The following is an 18567-nucleotide window of genomic DNA, read 5'->3' on the forward strand; positions in this document are numbered from 1 at the left end:
AAATGACCCGGCACGGCAAACGGCACACCGGAAAGCGGGGCATAGGCTAGGGATGAACGATAGCAATATCGGTGCGGCGGACAGTTCCGTGGGAACTGGCGAAGGCCCGCGCCTTGTCAGCAGTAACCGCGGTCTTGTCGTGCGAAATCTCGGCAAGCGCTACAAGTCGCGCCCGGTGCTGCGCGATGTCAGCCTTTCCGTGCAGCGCGGCGAGGCGGTCGGGCTGCTGGGGCCGAACGGCGCCGGCAAGACCACCTGTTTCTATGTCATCACCGGATTGATCTCGGCGGATTACGGCTCCATCCATCTCGACGGCGCCGATATCTCGGACCTGCCGATGTACCGGCGCGCCCGGCTTGGTATCGGCTATCTGCCGCAGGAAGCCTCGATCTTCCGGGGGCTGACGGTCGAGCAGAACATTCGCGCGGTGCTTGAGGTCGTCGAGGACAATCCGGGAAAACGGGATTCGCTGCTGGAAGATCTGCTGGCGGAATTCTCGATCAGCCATCTCCGCCGGACTCCGTCCATCGCGCTGTCGGGCGGCGAGCGCCGCCGGGTGGAAATCGCCCGCGCCCTTGCCTCGCATCCTAATTTCATCCTGCTGGACGAGCCGCTGGCGGGTATCGATCCGATCGCCGTCAGCGAAATCCGCGATCTGATTTCCCATCTCAAGGATCGCGGCATCGGCGTGCTGATCACCGATCACAATGTGCGCGAGACCCTGGATATTGTCGACCGGGCCTTCATCCTGCATGATGGAAAGGTCCTGATGGACGGTGTGCCGGATGAGATTGTTGCCAATTCCGACGTCCGCCGGGTGTATCTCGGCGAGCGCTTCAGGCTCTAGGGAGACCGGCTTTGGCGCTCTCAGCCAGACTGGACCTCAGGCAGTCCCAGAACCTGGTCATGACGCCGCAGCTGCAGCAGGCGATCAAGCTGCTGCAGTTCAACAATCTTGAACTGAACGAATTCGTCGAAGCGGAAATCGAGCAGAACCCCTTGCTTGAGCGGGGGGAAGACGACGGGCCGGCGACTCTTGAGGCGCTCGAAGCGGACAATCTCGCGGCCTATGACAAGGTGGTCGAGAGCGAGGGCTCGTCGGGCGATGCGGCCGAAAGCGGCTGGGACGAGGCGCCGGACGGCCCCGATACGATGGACCAGGCCAGCGCGCAGTCCCTGCCGGCGGGAAATGACGATCCGGGCGACTCGGATTACGACAACAACTGGAGCAGTGCCAGTATCGAGGAAGCGGACCCGTCCCTGTCCCCGACGCTTGGCAGCTGGGAGAGTGCGGGGAGCGGCGGTGGACGCGGCGGAGAGGATCTGCCGGGGCTGGAGGAGTCCGTCGGCCAGGACAAGACCCTGCGCGAGCATCTGCTTGAACAGATATCCCTCGATATCGTGCAGCCGGATGAACGCATCATCGCGGCCGACCTGCTCGATTCGCTGGACGATGCCGGATATTACACGGGTGAACTCGAGGACGTGGCCGAGCGCCTTGTCTGTCCGGTGGAGACGGTCGAGGCCGTCCTCGGGAAGCTTCAGAGGCTGGACCCGCCGGGTATCTTTGCCCGCAATCTTTCGGAATGCCTCGCCCTGCAGCTGAAGGACCGGAACCGGCTCGACCCGGCGATCCAGGCCTTGCTCGACAATCTGCCCATGCTGGCCAAGCGCGACATGCAGGGCCTGCTCAAGGTCTGTGGCGTGGATGTCGAGGACATGACGGAGATGGTCGAGGAGATCCGCTCCCTCAATCCGAAACCGGGTCTGGCCTTCGAGCGGGATACCAGCGAGGCGGTCACGCCGGATGTGCTGGTCCGCCCGGCGCCGGACGGTACCTGGATCGTCGAGCTTAATCCGGACACCCTGCCGCGCGTGCTGGTGAACAATGCGTATCTCTCGCAGATCAGCAAGGCGCCGAAACAGAAATCCGACCGGGAATATCTGAGCGAATGCCATCAGTCGGCGAACTGGCTGGTGCGCTCGCTGCATCAGCGGGCGACGACAATCCTGAAAGTGGCCGGAGAGATCGTCCGCCAGCAGGATGCTTTCTTCCAGAATGGCATCCAGTATCTGCGCCCGCTTGTGCTGCGGGATATCGCGACGGCGATCGAAATGCACGAAAGTACGGTCAGCCGGGTCACATCGAATAAGTTCATGGCGACACCGCGTGGTATTTATGAGCTTAAATACTTCTTCACTAGTGCCATCGCATCATCGGCAGGTGGCGACGCTCTTTCCGCGGAAGCGGTCCGGTTCAAAATCAAAAAATTGATCGACGAGGAACCACCGACAAAAGTGCTATCAGATGATCGCATCGTGGAGATACTAAAGGGCGACGGCGTCGATATCGCACGGCGAACTATTGCCAAATACCGCGAAGCGATGAAAATTCCCTCGTCGGTTCAGAGGAGACGCGAAAAATCGATGCGAATTTGATCTAATTGTCCGGCGCTTAGGAATCTGGTAAGCGCAATGCTTGACTCTCTTCTTGGGCGCTAATAAGTTCCGCGCCTTCGCCGAGGGACGGCGTTCGGGCCGATTTTTAAGGGTGCTATTGCCCCAGGGCCGGACAGTGACAGGTCAGATTTCATCGACCGCGAAAGAAGCATGCAATTATCGATTAACGGCAAGCAGGTCCAGGTCAGCGAGGCGCTCAACGAGCATATCGAGCGTTTGGTGACTGCGATCTCTGAAAAATACTTTGGCGATCCCCTCGACGGAAGCGTGACCGTTTCCAAGGAGGGGAACAATTTCCGTACCGACATCGCCGTCCATGTGGGACGCGAGATGTTTGTGCGCGGTCAGGGTATCGCGGCTGACGCCTACGCTTCCGTGGATCAGGCGGGCGAGCATATCGACAAGCGCCTGCGCCGCTTCAAGCGACGGGTCCGGGACCATCATCGCGGAAACGGTGGCGCGAAAGTTGCAGCGCAACAATACGTCCTCGCTGGCGAGCTTCCGGCTTCCGAACCGCCGGTAGAGGACGAATGGCAGCCGGTGGTCGTCGCGGAGATGACCACTTCGATCGAGGATCTCTCGGTCGAGGAGGCGGTGATGCGCCTTGAGCTTGGGGAGCTTCAGGTCGTGATGTTCCGGAACCGGGCGCATGGCGAGATGAATGTGATCTACCGTCGGAGTGACGGGAACATCGGTTGGATTGATCCGAAGGGGCTGGCTCAGGCTTGAGCCGGACTCCATCCTGATCGGCGCGTTCGCGCAGGCTGCTCGCTTGACAGAGTGAGCCTGCGTGGCGCCAGATATAGAAACGAGAGCAGGGTAGACACGATGGAAATCGCGGACATCCTTATTCCCGAGGGAGTTCTCCCTCATTTGAAGGTCACATCCAAGAAGCAGGCACTGCAGGAGCTTTCCCGCCGTGCAGCTGACGTGACTGGACTTGAGCAAAGAGAAATCTTCGACGTGCTTCTTGAGCGCGAGCGCCTGGGCACGACCGGGATGGGTAATGGCATCGCCATACCGCACGGCAAGCTGCCGTCGCTGGACCGGCTCTATGCGGTCTTTGCGCGTGCGGATCGTGCCGTCGAGTTCGATGCGATCGACGATAATCCGGTGGATATCATATTTCTGCTGCTGGCACCTGAATCCGCGGGCGCGGATCACCTGAAGGCGCTGGCCCGTGTCTCCCGTCTGCTGCGGGACAAGGCTGTCTGCGAGAAGATCCGCGGTGCGGACAGTGTGGACGCGATCTATGCGCTTCTGACCGAGGCAAAGGCCAGCAACGCGGCCTGAAAGAGCGCTGCTGCCTGTCTTCTTTTAATTTAGGATTATCTTTGGCGGTTGCCCGGTAGCGGACACGCCCTAGTGGACGCGTGCCGCCTGCATCTCGTTTTCGGCGATCAGGAAAACGGCGGCCTCCCAGCTTGGCGCATCCGCGACCAGCTTTCCGTCCGCCGTATGAATCTCGAAGCTCTCTTCGCCGTCGCTTGTCACCGGCTTGACGAACGCGACATCGAACAGCCCGAGGGCGGCGAAGTCCCGTGAGTTCAGGTGGCGTACACTGTTCGGTCGGGGCATTTCGATTCCCATTACTCTCTCCGCATTCCGGACACTGCCTGTTGAGGCCTTAATGGAGCCGTCTGGTTAACGGTCTCAGTCGGCCCGCTCGACATCAAGCTTCTTTGCCGAGACCCGCGATGCCGGTTTCTTTCCGGCATTGATCTCGATGGTCTGTACCTTCACTTCCGGCATCGGGCGGCGGAGGTCGATATGAAGGAGACCATTGTCGAGATCCGCGGATACCACCTCTATACCCTCCGCCAGAACAAAAGTACGCAGGAACTGCCGTGCGGCAATGCCGCGATGCAGGTAAATCCTGTCGTCTTCCTCGATCTGACGGCCGCGGATGACCAACTGGCTATCTTCTATCTGCACACTCAGCTCCTCGGAGCCGAAACCGGCGACTGCAAGCGTGATACGCAGGCCGTCGCTCGAGGTTTGCTCGATATTGTAGGGCGGATAGCCGTCGGCCGTGGATTTGGATATTCGGTCTAGCGTCCGCTCGAAATGGTCGAAACCAAGCAGGAGCGGGGAATTGAAAACAGACATCCGTGACATGGGACCAACCCCTCATCGCATGAGCGAGACGATCTTCGAGCCCGCATCGCGGCACTCAGAGCGCGCATCCTCATTGATCACGCGCTTACCTCATGTAGGTGATCGGCGGGCCCGGATCAAGATCCCGGCTTGCTTAAGGCCCTGCCGGGACGAGCTGCCGACAGTTTTTCCGATGTCACCTAGTCGAACAGGGCGTCGATATCATCCTGGCTGAGGCCCTGGCTACCCAGTGCCGGGCCGTTAAGAAGGCCTTCCTCTTCGTCTGCGGCTCCATCTCCGCCCGTGCTCCCGTCTTCGGGGATCGGCAGATCCTTGAAAGCTTCAAGACCGCCCCAGATGTCGATCATGGCCAGGATCCGGCTTTCGATGAAGCGCAGTGTCTTCACCACCTGATTGATTCGCTGGCCCGTCAGGTCCTGGAAGCTGCAAGCTTCGATGATCGAGATCAGCTGATTGGATGCCTGATCGATCAGTTGCTGAACTTCCGGATCATCGAGAGTGAAGCCATGGATCTGTTTCAGGGTGCCTTCGATGGCATCGACTGATTCCATGATTTCGTTGGTCGCGGTTTCCGTGGTTTGCACGATCGTGTCCAGCTGCAGAGAGGCGGTCTGCATCTGGTCTTCCGCGGACATCGGGTGCTTGATTGCCGCGATCTGGGTTTTTGCCCGGCCGATGGAGCGGACCATCTGCGCGATTTCGACGCGCAGTTCATGGTCGATGTCGGTTGAGCCAAGGGCCGGATCAGACGGGTCGGTTTCTTCGGCTGGCTGTGCTGCCGGCTGCGCTGCGGCCGGTATGCCAAGTCCAACGGCCTTGCGGATCTCGGAGAGCTCTGTTCTCAAGCTCGAAATTTCGGCGAGAAGTGCTTCTTCGAATGCGTTGGAGGAGAAAGATGCCATAACGTCCTTTACAGCCGTCGGCGATTGGATCGGATGCCCGCGTTCTTGAGCGCGGCGCTCCACCGAGAAGACTTTTCCCTTAGCATCACCCACGGCGCGACCTCAGCACTTGTTAAACCCCCGGACGCGCTCGTATTTTGCTTAGTGACGCGACCTCAACCACTTTACACCATAACCTGAGCGTTCCTAATTTTCCGTTAATCAATTTTCTCTACCAATCCTTCTTTGAAGGCATACGTTGGATTGGAACGTTAATGATGTTAGCAATTCATTCAGTCTTCTGGCGTATGACAGCATCATGGGCAGGCTACCGGCTTTTGGCCCTGTGGTCTGGTCTTGCGATCTGGACCCTGTGATCTGGAGTAAAAATGACGGCTGCTGAAGAAGAGGGCGCGCTGGATCCATCCACGCACTTCGCTTTCGAGCATAGAATATTCAAGGTCAATGGCGCGCATTTCATGTTGTCGGGCCAGGACCGGATTGCGGCTCTGCGTGTGAAAGTCGGGGACCTTGAAGCGTCGGTCCCGCTCGAATCCCTGTGTACGGAATTCGGCATCGACGAGGATTCCCAGGACGGGAAGCTGCTCGACACGGTTCGCAAGGGCCTGAACTACGTCAAGGATATCCGGCCCGGCGACACCATCCCGCGGGAGTTGCTGGACGGTTCCGCCAGCTGGTCGATCGAGGAAAAGCACCTTGAGCGGGCCAAGAATCGCCTGATGGCGCAGATCGCCAGATGGGTGACCGGAGATAATATCTCCATGGCCGAATCGGACATTCAGGCCGAACTGGCGAAACCGGAGACCAAGGAACGTATCCAGAGCGGTGTCGCAGACATTGCCGAGAAACTCGGCATGGGCAAGGAGCGCAAGCAGGAAGTGCTCGATCTGGTGGACCGCGTTGCCCGCGAGCTCGCCTATATCGAAGCCCTGCGTGACCGGTTTACCTATGCCAGCGCAATACAGACCAAGCTGGTTCAGGTGATTGCCCTGCATCGCGGTGACAGGCAGTTCATCAGTGAGGTGCAGCGCGTGCGGACGCTGATGGAGCCGCCGATCCGCGATTTCAGCTTCATCTTCGATCAGGTAGATGCCCAGACCGGTGAAATCCTCACGGTTCTGAGGAGCTACGACAAGCAGATCAATTTCATTCGCGAGATGCGCGATGAGCTGCACAAGAAAATCATGATCTGGGACGAGGTCATCGAGACCTGGAACATTGATCTCTCGACCCGGTCAAAGGGAATTCGCGAGGCGGTCCAGTCAACTTACCGGTTCGTGGCGTATAATTTTCCACAGGCTCAAGATTGGATGTAACGCTGCATTCGTGACGAATGTTTTGCAATTCCTGCTCAAAACACAATTTACTGAAGAAACCGCATCCAGGCTTTGGGCCGGAGCAAAGAGTCGGAGAGTAGGCGCGCTTCTTGCCAGGAAAAGACCCTGACAACGACACAGTGACGGGTATCCCGACCGAAGTCGCCTGGGCGGCGTCGGAAAAACGCTTGGACCTCGGCGCATCCGCGACCGACGACCTTCCCCTGAGAAAAATTTCGGCTCCGGAGCTCGAGGATATCATCGTGCGTCACGGCATGTTCCTGCGGGGACAGACCGGTGGCGCGCGGGCCAACCTGCCGGGATATGATCTGAAATACATGGATCTCGCCGGGAAGGATCTGCGCGGGGCCGAGTTTTCCGGCTCCTCCCTGCGGAATGCGAATGTCGAGGGCGCAAACCTTCAGACGGCGAATCTTTTCGCCTGTGACATGCGCGAGACCATCCTGAAAGGCACGGATCTTTCCCGTGCGGATCTCCGTGGTGCCTGCCTGCGCGGGGCCGATCTCTGCGACGTCCTGCTGATGGAAGCGGACCTGCGGGACGGCGTCCTGCTGAAGCCGGACAAGAAGGGCAACCTGGTCGCGGTGAGCTACAATACTGTCGATGCCGATCTGGCTGTCGCCAACGCGACCCGCGCGGATATGAGCGGGGCCCGGCTGTCGAACGCCTTCATCGTGCAGACCGATCTGACCGACGCGAAGCTGCGGAACACGCGCTTCGTCCGCGCCGATCTCAGCCATTCCAATCTGACAGGGGCGGACCTTGAAGGCGCCGACCTGACGGAGGCTGTCCTGACCGGTGCGATCCTTAATGGAGCCATCCTCTACAACGCGATTTTCAGCGGCACGGACCTGACGGACGCGGACCTTGCGGGGGCGGTGTTCTCGAACATGAACCCGGGTGATCCGCAGTTTCGTCTGGCGCGGATGCCGAAGCTGCTGGATGCCCTCGGCCCGGAAATGGCGAACATCATGGTGCGCCATGACATCTGGATCAAAAGCAACGGCAAGCAGGGCGAGCGGGCAAATCTGGCGCGCCGGGACATGAGCCGGCAAAGCCTCAGCCGACTCAATCTGGCGGCGGCAAACATGGAGTGCAGCGTCCTGACCGGGTGCGATCTCAGCGGCGTTAACCTGTTGATGGCGGACGTGGCACTGGCGGATATGCGGGGGGCGGACCTCTCCAGCGGGGATTTGCGCGGGGTCACCATGCGCAGGGCAAATCTCATGGAGGCGCGGCTTGTCGGGGTGCAGGCCAGCCCGGTGCAGATTGTCGGGGCGAAGACGCAACGCTGGCCCGCGCATTTCGACCGCGCCCGGTTCGACAATGCCGTGCTGCGGGGCGGTGACTTCCATCAGGCGGAGATGAGTGGCGCGGTGTTCACCGGCGCTGATCTGCGTGACTGTAATCTGCGGGGCGCGGTGCTGTGCGATGCGGATTTCGATGGCGCGGACCTGCGTGGCGCGGACCTCTCCGGTGCGGATACACGCGGGGCGACCAATCTCAGCCTCGATTGAGGCGCCAGACATGGCGGCCCGGCCGGAGATAACCTTTCACATCACCCGCGGGGTCACCCGTCTCCTCACCAGTCTCGACTGGTGCCATGTGACCGAGATGCCGTTGCGTTCCGGGCGCCGGGTTGACGTTATGGCCGTCGATGCATCCGGAGGCATCGCAATTGTAGAGGTGAAGTCAGACCTCGCGGACTATCGCGCGGACGGGAAATGGCACGAATATCTGGATTTCTGCGACCGGTTCTACTTCGCCGTTTCGCCGGATTTCCCGCGCGATATTCTGCCGGACGATCCGCGTTGCGGCCTTATTCTGGCGGATCAGTATGAGGCGGTGATCGTTCGGGAGCCGGAGCCGGCGAAGCTCAACCCCGCGCGCCGGAAATCCCTTACGCTGACACTGGCAAGAGCGGCCGCGCGACGCCTTTCGGGGCTGCTGGACCCTCCCCGGGAGAGTTGACCAGTCTCGGGGAGACCGGGCCAGGCGATACAGCCAGCGTCCTTATTCGTTAATATACGGCAATAATACGCCGTATCTGTGTCTACCTATGCTCTGCGTGCAATTGTGCGATGCGGTATATGCGGATGTTGCAAGGCAGTGTGCGGATTATATTCGGGATGAACATTCGTCCACCTGCGAAAGGGATACGGACATGACCCGGATCAGCATTACCCAGACCATCCTGACCTGCGCAGGCATTCTCGCCCTGCTGGGTTACGTCGCTTATTATGGCGCGATGAATAACATCTAAGCCTGTTCTTTCGGAACGGAGTGCGATCAAGGTTGGAGGTCTGCTTTAACCGGCCTAGACTGGGCGGCATCAATTACGCTTGGTCAATGAGTTCCCATGAGACGCGCTCCGCCGAAATCCCTCCCCAGCCTCGTCGAGCCTGGACAAAAGCCTGTACGCCCAAAGGATTCAGGAACCCTGATCGTGCTTCGGCGTCAGGGCGAGGGGCTTGAGGTTCTGATGGGGCGGCGTGCCCGGAAAGCCGTCTTCGGCGGTGTTTTCGTTTTTCCGGGCGGTAAGGTGGATGCGGCGGATCGTTCCGTCGGTGTTGCCAGCGACCTCGCACCCGATGTTCTCACCCGTATTTCCAAGGACCAGCGGCGCGCCCGGGGATTTTCCGTGGCTGCGGTTCGGGAAACATTCGAGGAAACCGGCCTGTTGCTTGCCGGGCCGGCCGATGTCGGATCAACCAAACACGAGACATGGATGGATTTTGCCGCCCGGGGCATTGCGCCGGATCTGGGCAAGCTCGGCTATGTCGGCCACGCGATCACGCCCTCGAAGCGCAAGGCGCGTTTCAATGCCCGGTTTTTCTTTGCCTGGGCCGAGGAAATGTCGGGCGAGCTGGGCGGCAGCGGCGAGCTGAGCGATCTCGATTTCTTCCCCCTGTCGGAAGCCCTGAAACTTCCCCTGGTGGATGTGACGGAATTCATGCTGCTGGAAGTTCAGCGCAGGCATGGGGAAAATTTGGCGCCGCGGGAAAAATACCCGTTCTTCAGCTATCGGACTGATTCGCCGTATATCCGCTACAGCTGAGCTACCTGCGGGAATTATTTGGGCTGAACCAGGACGTTGAAGACAGCGGAGCGTTCGATGCAGTCGATCTGCTCCAGCCCGAGAGCCTCCAGATCGGCAAAATCCTGCTTCGCGGTGCTCTTGTAGCATTCGAGGATAATCTTGGTGCCGTCCCTCTTGATCAGATCGAGGACCGATTTGATGATGCGCAGCTCGGCTCCCTCGACATCCATCTTGATGAAATCGACCCGTTCCGGCCAAAGCGCCCGCAAGGCGCGTTTCGGAATCGCCGGGCCGATGCCCTCCTTGGCTTCACGGCTGCTCGCAAGATTGATCCGCTGCACCATGTTGAGCACGCCATCTTCAGCATCGACGGCGATATCGAGGTTCGATGCATCGATATTCGTGAGCGCGTTGAGGGCAATGTTCCGGCGCAGGAGCTCGCAGGTTTTCTTGATCGGCTCGAAGACATGGATCGTCGCGCGGGGGCGGACAGCGGCCAGTGCGATGGCGTGGTTGCCGACATTGGCCCCGAGGTCGAGGACGATATCATCCTCACCCATATGTTTCAGAATGAGCTCTATCTCTTCCGGCTCGTAAAGTTTGTGCCGGATATGCTGAACCTCTAGTTCGCTGTTGTGTCCGGAAATCGCAAATTTCAGGGCGTGGCCGCGAAAGGGGACGTCAGCGACATCATTCCCGGTCTGCAAAAAGGCCGCGATCTCCTGGCACGCGTGAAGATTCAAGTAGAGAGACGGGTGCTGAGCCTCGATTTCAGAAGCGCTGCTTAGCAAGTTTCTGCAGATATCCAACACCCTGTCATATCGTTTGCGTACAAGGCTGATAAGGGCGAGTTCGCCAAGATAAAGGGCTGTATGCTCGGGGGATATCTGTTGCTTGATCGCTTTGGACAGGATCTCTTCCGCGGTATCGAAATCCTCTGAGCTCTCGGCTTGATAAACAGCGGCCAAAATTTTTTGATTTAAATCAATGTCTTCGGTTTTGCTGCGGTTCAAATTGTACACCGAAAGTGAGTGCGCTGGGTTTTTGCCTCAGCTTGTTGATGTTGTTTTGCATGTTCTGCGCAAGAGTGCAGAGCAAAGCTATTATGCCGGTCATCAGAATGGTTGGATAAGGTTAAGTTTTTGATAAGGTGAAGCGGTTCTCTTCACCAACAGTGCCGTCACAGCGTACCCGGCCGCTTTCGACGAGATGGATCAGGGCGGCGAGCAGGGAGCGTGCGGCGGCGCCGTGTACGGCTGGCGGCACGTCTGCGTAGATTACCGGAAGCATATCTGAAATGAAGCTTAATCCATTCCTCAGGCAGGTCAGGATTTCTTCTTCCCGGTCCCGGCGGTGGGCGATGAAGGCTTCGACGAAAGCTCTCGGGTTCCGGATTGGCCCGCCATGGGTCGGCCAGTAGATTTCGTCGTCCCGGTCAAGCAGCCGGTCGAGGCTCCCGAGATAATCCCCCATATTCCCGTCCGGTGGTGAGACCACGCTGGTCGACCAGCCCATGACAAGATCGCCTGGAAACAGGATTTTCCGCTCCGGCCAGGCGAAGGCCAGATGGTTCGAGGTATGTCCCGGCGTGTGCAGGGCCTGGAGCTGCCAGCCCCCTCCGTCAATCACATCCCCATCCTTCAGAACGACGTCTGGGATGAAGTCCGCGTCCCCGCCAGCCTCGATACCGCCCGGACCGCGGCCGTGCGGGCCGAAGCCGTAAGTCGGGGCGCCGGTCGCGGCTTTCAGTGCGGCGGCAGCGGGGGAATGATCCAGATGAGTATGGGTGACGAGGATATGCGTCACGCTCTCGTCACCGAGGCCGGCGAGCAGCGCCGTAACATGATCGGGCAGATCCGGCCCCGGATCGATCACGGCGACATTCCCTTCGCCGACGATGAAGGTCGCCGTTCCCCGGAAGGTGAAGGGGCCGGGGTTGCGGGCGACGATCCGCCGGAGGCCGGGAGCGAGCCGCTCGATGACGCCATAGGGCGGCTCGAAATTCCGGTCGAAGGGAATGACCGTCGCCACGGGATCAGGCTTCCGCGACGATTTTGTTGGACAGCAGGCCGATCTTGTCGATCTCGATGACGATCTCGTCGCCTGGCTTCATCCAGACCTGCGGATCGCGGCGGGAGCCGACGCCGCCCGGCGTGCCGGTGACGATGACATCGCCGGGCACCAGCTCGGTGAAGGTGCTGATGTAATTGATCAGGCGCGGGACAGAGAAAATCAGATCGTCGAGTTTCGTGTGCTGCATCACCTCGCCGTTCAGGCGGGCTTCCATCACCAGGGGGCCTAGATCGGCGATCTCGTCCTTCGTTACCAGGTACGGCCCGAACGCGCCGGTGCCGATGAAGTTCTTGCCCGGGGTGAACTGACCGGTATGGCGCTGCCAGTCACGCACGCTGCCTTCATTGTAGCAGGCATAGCCCGCGACATGATCCATGGCGTCCGCCTCGGAGATATGCCGGCCTGGCGTGCCGATGATGACGGCAAGCTCGGCTTCGTAATCGAGCTTGTCCGAAACCTTCGGCTTGATCATGGGCTGGCCGTGGCCGATCTGCGAGTTGGCGAAGCGGCCGAAGATCGTCGGATGTTCGACTTCCGGCCATCCGCCCTCAAGGCGATGTGCCTCGTAATTCAGTCCGACGCAGAGGATCTTCTCGGGATCGGGGATAACCGGCAGGAATTGAGCCGTCGCCAGAGTGGCCGACGGCGCGCTGTCTTTCAGAGTGGCGGCGACTTCGGCCAGTGCGTCCGCCGCGATGGCGGCCTTCAGGCTCGGATAGCGGGCGAGCGTGGCGGCGTCGACCGCATGCAGCCCCTTGTCCGATGCCAGTCCCCAGACAGCCTTGCCGTCAATTTCAAATGTCGCGAACCGCATGTGTCGCCTCCCGGGCGTTTGTATGGATTGGGTGGAAGTCTAGAAATCTGACGGGTCGCGGTCGATATCCGATCCGTCATCAATGCGGTCTGTCAGGCGCCATAAACCAGATAGAGAAGCAGGGCGCCGAGCAGGATCCGGTAGACCACGAAGGGCATGAAGCCGGCATGTTTCAGCCAGGCCATCATCAGCGTGATCGCGACCAGAGCAGAGGCGAAGGAAAGGCCGATGGCCACCAGGACGTCACGGGTCAGACTGACATCGCCGCTCTGCCACAGATCGATGCCGGTCAGCGTGCCTGCGCCCGCGATCGCCGGGATCGAGAGCAGCAGGGAGAAGCGCGCGGCGTCGGCCCGTTCGAAGCCGAGGAAACGGGCCATGGTCATGGTGATGCCGGAGCGGCTGGTACCCGGGATCAGGGCGAGGACCTGTGCCATGCCGATCGCCAGCGCGCTGCCGTAACTCATATGCTCAAGCCGCCGGACCGTCATGCCGACCCGGTCCGCCAGGCCGAGCAGCAGGCCGAAGCCGAGCGTCGTCCAGCCGATGATTTCCACGCTGCGCAACATGCCGCCGGCATATTTGGCGATCATGAAGCCCGCGATGACCACGGGGATCGAGCCGACGATAACCTGCAGCATCAGCCGGGTGCCCTGATCGATGCGCCCGCGCAGCAACTTCCAGAGTCCGGTCAGCATCATGCCGATCTCGCGCCAGGCATAGACCATGACGGCGCCGAGCGTGCCGACATGGACGGCGATATCCATCATCAGTCCCTGATCCTGCCATTGCATGACATAGGGGACGAGGACGAGATGACCGCTGGAGGAGATCGGCAGAAATTCGGTGATGCCCTGAACAAGGGCAAGGATAGCCAGATGAAGTATCGGCACCGTTAGGCTCCGGTTTTGTTTTTTTGTCGAGGGACGGGAATAGGATCGCCGTTGCGGGACCCCCGATCTCCCGCATATCCAGCGTATCTGAATATACCATCCCGTTGCGGCAGAAAGAATATGGGATAAAGTCCCGTTTCGGGACTAAATGCTGATTGCATTCTGCGTGTGCCGTTGCGCGCCGCCGGTGTGTGTGCGTCTCTCAAGAAAATTAGTCCTAACTATTGACCTTTTTGTTTCCTTTCCGTAGATAGGCGCTCCCCGATGAGGTATAGTGCCGTCAGAATGACAATTCGGGCGGCGGCAAGCCTGAAGAGGAATAAGGCCCGAAGGGCCATGGGAGAGAGTGGAATGACCACCGACCGTATGCTGAAATTCGTTCACACCGCCAAGCGGATGCCGTCCAAGCGCGAAGCCGATGCGCGCCGGCAGGACTTTGGCGAGATCTACGATGAGTTCGTGGAAGATCATGCGGCCGAGCAGGCTGGCCGGTGTTCCCAGTGCGGCGTGCCCTATTGTCAGGTGCATTGCCCGCTGTCGAACAACATTCCCGACTGGCTGATGCTGACGGCCGAGGGCCGGCTGGAAGAAGCGTACGAGATCGCCAGCGCGACCAACAATTTCCCGGAGATCTGTGGCCGCATCTGCCCGCAGGACCGGCTCTGCGAAGGCAATTGCGTGATCGAGAAGGGCTTTGACTCGGTCACTATCGGTTCCGTCGAGAAATACATCACCGAGACCGCTTTCGAGCAGGGCTGGGTGAAGCCGGTGAAGCCGGTGCGTGAGCGCAAGGAAAGCGTCGGTATCATCGGTGGCGGTCCCGGCGGGCTGGCGGCGGCGGAACAGCTCCGCAAGCGCGGCTATCAGGTCCATGTCTATGACCGGTATGACCGGATCGGCGGCCTGATGATCTACGGCATTCCGAACTTCAAGCTGGAGAAGGATGTCGTCCAGCGCCGTACCCGTGTTCTGGAAGAGAGCGGCATTCATTTTCATACCGGGGTCGATGTCGGCAAGGACATCACCGTGGCCGAGCTGCGCGAGAAGCACGCCGCAGTTCTGGTCGCCACCGGTGTCTACAAGGCGCGTGACATGAAGTGCCCGGGCGTCGGCCTCGGCAACGTCCATCCGGCGCTGGAATATCTGACGGCCTCCAACCGCAAGGGGCTTGGCGACAGCGTTCCGGCTTTCGAGGACGGCAGCCTGGACGCCAAGGGCAAGAACATCGTCGTCATCGGCGGCGGCGATACCGCGATGGATTGTGTGCGCACGGCCATCCGCCAGGGCGCCAAATCGGTGAAATGCGTCTATCGCCGGGACAAGGCCAACATGCCGGGCTCCCAGCGCGAAGTGCAGAACGCCGAGGAGGAAGGCGTCGAGTTCATGTGGCTGTCGGCCCCCGAGGCCTTCACCGGCAATGATGTCGTGGATGGCGTGCGCTGCCATCGCATCCATCTTGGCGTGCCGGATGCGACCGGCCGTCAGGCCCCGCAAGTGGTCGAGGACAGCAGCTTCACGATCCCGGCAGACATGGCGATTCTGGCGCTCGGTTTCGATCCCGAGGACATGCCGACCATGTTCGGTGAGGAGGAGCTGAAAGTGTCCCGCTGGGGCACGCTCTCGATCGACTTCTCGTCCATGATGACCAGCCTCGACGGCGTCTTCGCCGCGGGGGACATCGTGCGCGGTGCCTCCCTGGTGGTCTGGGCCGTCCGGGACGGCCGGGACGTTGCCGATCAAATGCATGCCTATATCGAGCAAAAGGCCAACGCCTCGCTCGATCTCGCTTCCTGAAGCCGAGGGTGACCGACATGAAACAGGATAACCAATTCCCGATGACCGGCGGCGACGCCTTCGTGGCCGACTGGAAGGCGAATGTGGAGAGGCTTCAGGCCGCCCACGCCTACAACCCGGCGGACGAGCACGAGAATTGCGGCGTCGGTTTCGTCGCGTCCATCGACGGCACGCCGCGGCGTGAGGTGGTCGAGGCCGGCATTCAGGCCCTGCAGGCGATCTGGCACCGGGGCGCGGTCGATGCTGACGGCAAGACCGGCGACGGCGCGGGCATCCATCTGCAGATCCCGCAGGATTTCTTCCGCGAGCATGTGGAGCGTGCCGGGCAGGCGGTCGGCGACAGCCTGATCGCCGTTGGCATGGTGTTCCTGCCGCGTACCGATCTGGCCGCACAGGAGCGTTGCCGCTGTATCGTCGAGGAAGAGATCCTCTCGCGCGGCTACAAGATCTATGGCTGGCGCCAGGTGCCGGTGAATGTCGAGGTGATCGGCGAGAAGGCGAACGCCACCCGCCCGGAAATCGAGCAGATCATGGTTTCCGGCAATGCCGGGGTCGACGAGATCCGGTTCGAGCGCGATCTCTACCTGATCCGGCGCCGGATCGAGCGCGCCGCGCTGGCCGAGAACATCACGGATTTCTACATCTGTTCGCTGTCCTGCCGGTCGATCATCTACAAGGGCATGTTCCTGGCCGAGCAGGTTTCCGAGTTCTTCCCGGATCTGCTGGACGAGCGGTTCGTTTCCAACTTCGCGATCTATCACCAGCGCTATTCGACCAACACCTTCCCGGCCTGGCGTGCCGCCCAGCCGTTCCGCGTGCTTGCCCATAACGGCGAAATCAACACGCTGAAAGGCTGCTGGAACTGGATGCGCAGCCACGAGACCCGGATGGCGGTGGATACGTTCGGCGAGGAGATCGAGGATATCAAGCCGGTGATCCAGGACGGCAGCTCCGACAGTGCCGCGCTGGACGCGGTGTTCGAGCTGATGGTCCGGGCCGGCCGCGCGCTGCCCATGGTCAAGACCATGATGATCCCGGAAGCGGTCGCCGATGGCGGCAACCTCACGCAGGAACTCCGCGATCTCTATGCCTATTGCAACGCGGTGATGGAGCCGTGGGACGGCCCGGCGGCGATTGCGGCCTATGGCGGTCACTGGGTGCTCGGCGGCATGGACCGGAACGGCCTGCGCCCGATGCGCTACAGCATCACCGACAATGGCCTGCTGATCGCCGGCTCCGAGACCGGCATGGTCCGGATCAAGGACAAGAACATCATCGAGAAGGGCCGGCTCGATCCGGGCCAGATGATCGCCGTCGATCTGGTCAGCGGCAAGCTCTACCACGATGCCGAGCTGAAAGAGCATCTGGCCTCCGCCCGCCCCTATGGCAAGTGGATCAAGAAGAGCGTCAAGATCGACCATCTGATCAAGAGCCACCACGAAGAGAAGGCCGGGCTGGAGCGCGATGATCTGCGCCGCCGTCAGGTGGTTTCCGGCTGGTCGCTCGAGGATATGGAGCTGATCCTGCAGCCCATGGCGGATGGCGGCAAGGAAGCCATCGGCTCGATGGGCGACGACACGCCGCTGGCGGTGCTGTCCGAGAAATATCGCGGTCTGCACCATTTCTTCCGGCAGAATTTCAGCCAGGTGACGAACCCGCCGATCGATTCATTGCGTGAGCGCCGGGTGATGAGCCTGCGCACGCGCCTCGGCAACCTTGGAAATATCCTGGACGAGACCGAGGAGCAGTGCGAGCACCTGCTGCTGGAATCCCCGGTTCTGTCGAACGCCGAGTTCCAGGCGATGCGGGACTATATGGGCGACACGGCGGAGGAGATCGACTGCACCTTCGACGTCTCCGGCGGCGAGACCGCGCTGGCCGAAGCCATCGACCGTATTCAGCGCGAGGCGGAAGACGCGGTGCGCGGCGGTTGCACCCATGTTGTGCTGTCGGACAAGGCGATCTGCTCCACCCGGGCGGCGATCCCGATGATCCTGGCCACCGGCGCGGTGCATTCCTATCTGGTGCGCCAGCAGCTCCGGACCTTCACCTCGATCAACGTGCAGACCGGCGAATGCCTCGACACGCACTATTTCTGCGTGCTGATCGGTGTCGGCGCCACCACGGTGAACGCCTATCTGGCCCAGGAAGCGATTGCCGACCGGCATGCGCGCGGCCTGTTCGGCGACAAGTCGCTCGACGCCTGTGTCGGCGCTTATCGCAAGGCGATCCAGGACGGCATCCTGAAGGTGATGTCGAAGATGGGCATCTCCGTGCTGTCCTCCTATCGCGGCGGCTATAACTTTGAGTCGGTCGGCCTGTCCCGTTCGCTGGTCGCCCGGTTCTTCCCGGGCATGTCCTCGCGGATTTCCGGCCTCGGTCTGCCCGGCATCCAGAAGAAGGCGCTGGAACAGCATCGCAAGGCGTTCGACGAGACCGTGGTGACACTGCCGGTGGGCGGACTCTACCGCTTCCGCCGTCAGGGCGAGAGGCATGCCTTCGACGGACCGATGATGCATGCCCTGCAGCATGCGGTCGCGACGGACAGCTATCACCTCTACAAGAAGTACGCGAACGAGATCTATTCGCAGAAGCCGGTCAATCTGCGCGACCTGCTCGGCTTCAAGCCGACGGGCGAGGAAGTGGCGCTGGAAGATGTGTCTTCCATCACCGAGATCCGCAAGCGGCTGGTGGCGCCGGGCATTTCCCTTGGTGCGCTCAGCCCGGAGGCGCATGAGACCCTCTCCATCGCCATGAACCGGATCGGCGCCAAGTCGGATTCCGGTGAGGGCGGTGAGGACCCGGCACGCTTCAAGCCGCGCCCGAACGGCGACAATCCGAGCTCGGCCATCAAGCAGGTCGCCTCCGGCCGCTTCGGCGTCACGGCGGAGTATCTGAACAATTGCCGTGAGCTTGAAATCAAGGTCGCCCAGGGCGCCAAGCCGGGCGAGGGCGGGCAGCTTCCGGGCATCAAGGTCAACTCGATGATCGCCAAGCTGCGGCACTCGACCGAGGGCGTGACCCTGATCTCGCCGCCGCCGCACCACGATATCTACTCGATCGAGGATCTGGCGCAGCTGATCTACGACCTGAAGCAGATCAACCCGGATGCGCGCGTCTGCGTGAAGCTGGTGGC

The 18567-nt window shown here is 60.8% G+C and carries 17 protein-coding genes; 10 read left to right on the forward strand and 7 right to left on the reverse strand.

Annotated features, from left to right (window positions below):
• Positions 1–52 precede the first annotated feature (52 nt).
• The 4 genes from lptB (at position 53) to ptsN (ending at position 3753) form a co-directional block, all read left to right on the forward strand.
• Positions 53–847 (forward strand): LPS export ABC transporter ATP-binding protein, encoded by a 795-nt coding sequence (gene lptB / locus AAC126_RS17290; RefSeq protein WP_339855648.1) that lies wholly within the window; start codon positions 53–55, stop codon positions 845–847.
• An 11-nt stretch (positions 848–858) separates the two neighbouring features.
• The gene (gene rpoN / locus AAC126_RS17295) at positions 859–2439 is read left to right on the forward strand and encodes an RNA polymerase factor sigma-54 (protein WP_339855611.1); all 1581 of its coding nucleotides are present in this window, start codon (positions 859–861) and stop codon (positions 2437–2439) included.
• A 171-nt stretch (positions 2440–2610) separates the two neighbouring features.
• Positions 2611–3189, forward strand: a complete 579-nt coding sequence (raiA, locus tag AAC126_RS17300; RefSeq protein WP_339855612.1) for a ribosome-associated translation inhibitor RaiA — start codon at positions 2611–2613, stop codon at positions 3187–3189.
• Positions 3190–3288: 99 nt separating this feature from the next.
• Positions 3289–3753 (forward strand): PTS IIA-like nitrogen regulatory protein PtsN, encoded by a 465-nt coding sequence (gene ptsN, locus AAC126_RS17305; RefSeq protein ID WP_339855614.1) that lies wholly within the window; start codon positions 3289–3291, stop codon positions 3751–3753.
• Positions 3754–3822: 69 nt separating this feature from the next.
• On the opposite strand, the gene AAC126_RS17310 is transcribed toward ptsN, so the two are convergent.
• From AAC126_RS17310 to AAC126_RS17320, 3 genes are all read right to left on the reverse strand, one after another.
• A complete protein-coding gene (locus AAC126_RS17310; RefSeq protein WP_339855616.1) occupies positions 3823–4050 on the reverse strand; it encodes a hypothetical protein in 228 nt (75 codons plus the stop codon).
• Positions 4051–4113: 63 nt separating this feature from the next.
• Complete coding sequence (locus tag AAC126_RS17315) at positions 4114–4578, reverse strand: Hsp20 family protein (RefSeq protein ID WP_339855618.1); 465 nt, start codon at positions 4576–4578, stop codon at positions 4114–4116.
• 179 nt (positions 4579–4757) lie between these two features.
• Positions 4758–5480: a protein phosphatase CheZ gene (locus AAC126_RS17320; protein ID WP_339855620.1), complete on the reverse strand. Its 723-nt coding sequence runs from the start codon at positions 5478–5480 to the stop codon at positions 4758–4760.
• Positions 5481–5848: 368 nt separating this feature from the next.
• On the opposite strand from AAC126_RS17320, the gene AAC126_RS17325 reads away from it, so the two are divergent.
• The 4 genes from AAC126_RS17325 (at position 5849) to AAC126_RS17340 (ending at position 9875) form a co-directional block, all read left to right on the forward strand.
• Positions 5849–6796, forward strand: a complete 948-nt coding sequence (locus tag AAC126_RS17325) for a hypothetical protein (RefSeq protein WP_339855623.1) — start codon at positions 5849–5851, stop codon at positions 6794–6796.
• Positions 6797–6906: 110 nt separating this feature from the next.
• The gene (locus AAC126_RS17330; RefSeq protein WP_339855626.1) at positions 6907–8334 is read left to right on the forward strand and encodes a pentapeptide repeat-containing protein; all 1428 of its coding nucleotides are present in this window, start codon (positions 6907–6909) and stop codon (positions 8332–8334) included.
• A gap of 10 nt (positions 8335–8344) precedes the next feature.
• Positions 8345–8788: an MmcB family DNA repair protein gene (locus AAC126_RS17335; RefSeq protein ID WP_339855628.1), complete on the forward strand. Its 444-nt coding sequence runs from the start codon at positions 8345–8347 to the stop codon at positions 8786–8788.
• A gap of 388 nt (positions 8789–9176) precedes the next feature.
• Positions 9177–9875 carry a hypothetical protein gene (locus AAC126_RS17340; protein ID WP_339855631.1) on the forward strand — a complete coding sequence of 233 codons (699 nt, stop codon included), beginning with the start codon at positions 9177–9179 and terminating at the stop codon, positions 9873–9875.
• 14 nt (positions 9876–9889) lie between these two features.
• On the opposite strand, the gene AAC126_RS17345 is transcribed toward AAC126_RS17340, so the two are convergent.
• The 4 genes from AAC126_RS17345 to AAC126_RS17360 all read right to left on the reverse strand — a co-directional run bounded on the left by AAC126_RS17345 (position 9890) and on the right by AAC126_RS17360 (position 13637).
• Positions 9890–10564, reverse strand: a complete 675-nt coding sequence (locus tag AAC126_RS17345; protein WP_339855634.1) for an FkbM family methyltransferase — start codon at positions 10562–10564, stop codon at positions 9890–9892.
• A gap of 427 nt (positions 10565–10991) precedes the next feature.
• Entirely contained in the window at positions 10992–11888 is an 897-nt protein-coding gene (locus AAC126_RS17350) for an MBL fold metallo-hydrolase (RefSeq protein WP_339855637.1), read from the reverse strand.
• A 4-nt stretch (positions 11889–11892) separates the two neighbouring features.
• Positions 11893–12744, reverse strand: coding sequence for a fumarylacetoacetate hydrolase family protein (locus tag AAC126_RS17355; protein ID WP_339855640.1), 852 nt, complete (start codon positions 12742–12744; stop codon positions 11893–11895).
• 92 nt (positions 12745–12836) lie between these two features.
• Entirely contained in the window at positions 12837–13637 is an 801-nt protein-coding gene (locus AAC126_RS17360) for an undecaprenyl-diphosphate phosphatase (protein ID WP_339855642.1), read from the reverse strand.
• A gap of 351 nt (positions 13638–13988) precedes the next feature.
• On the opposite strand from AAC126_RS17360, the gene AAC126_RS17365 reads away from it, so the two are divergent.
• Together AAC126_RS17365 and gltB are read left to right on the forward strand one after the other, a co-directional pair.
• Positions 13989–15431 carry an NAD(P)-dependent oxidoreductase gene (locus AAC126_RS17365; RefSeq protein ID WP_339855644.1) on the forward strand — a complete coding sequence of 481 codons (1443 nt, stop codon included), beginning with the start codon at positions 13989–13991 and terminating at the stop codon, positions 15429–15431.
• A gap of 17 nt (positions 15432–15448) precedes the next feature.
• The coding region (gene gltB / locus AAC126_RS17370) for a glutamate synthase large subunit (protein WP_339855646.1) at positions 15449–18567 on the forward strand (3119 nt) is incomplete at its 3' end.

The organism is uncultured Nisaea sp. (assembly GCF_963974195.1).
In the GTDB taxonomy this organism is placed as follows: domain Bacteria; phylum Pseudomonadota; class Alphaproteobacteria; order Thalassobaculales; family Thalassobaculaceae; genus Nisaea.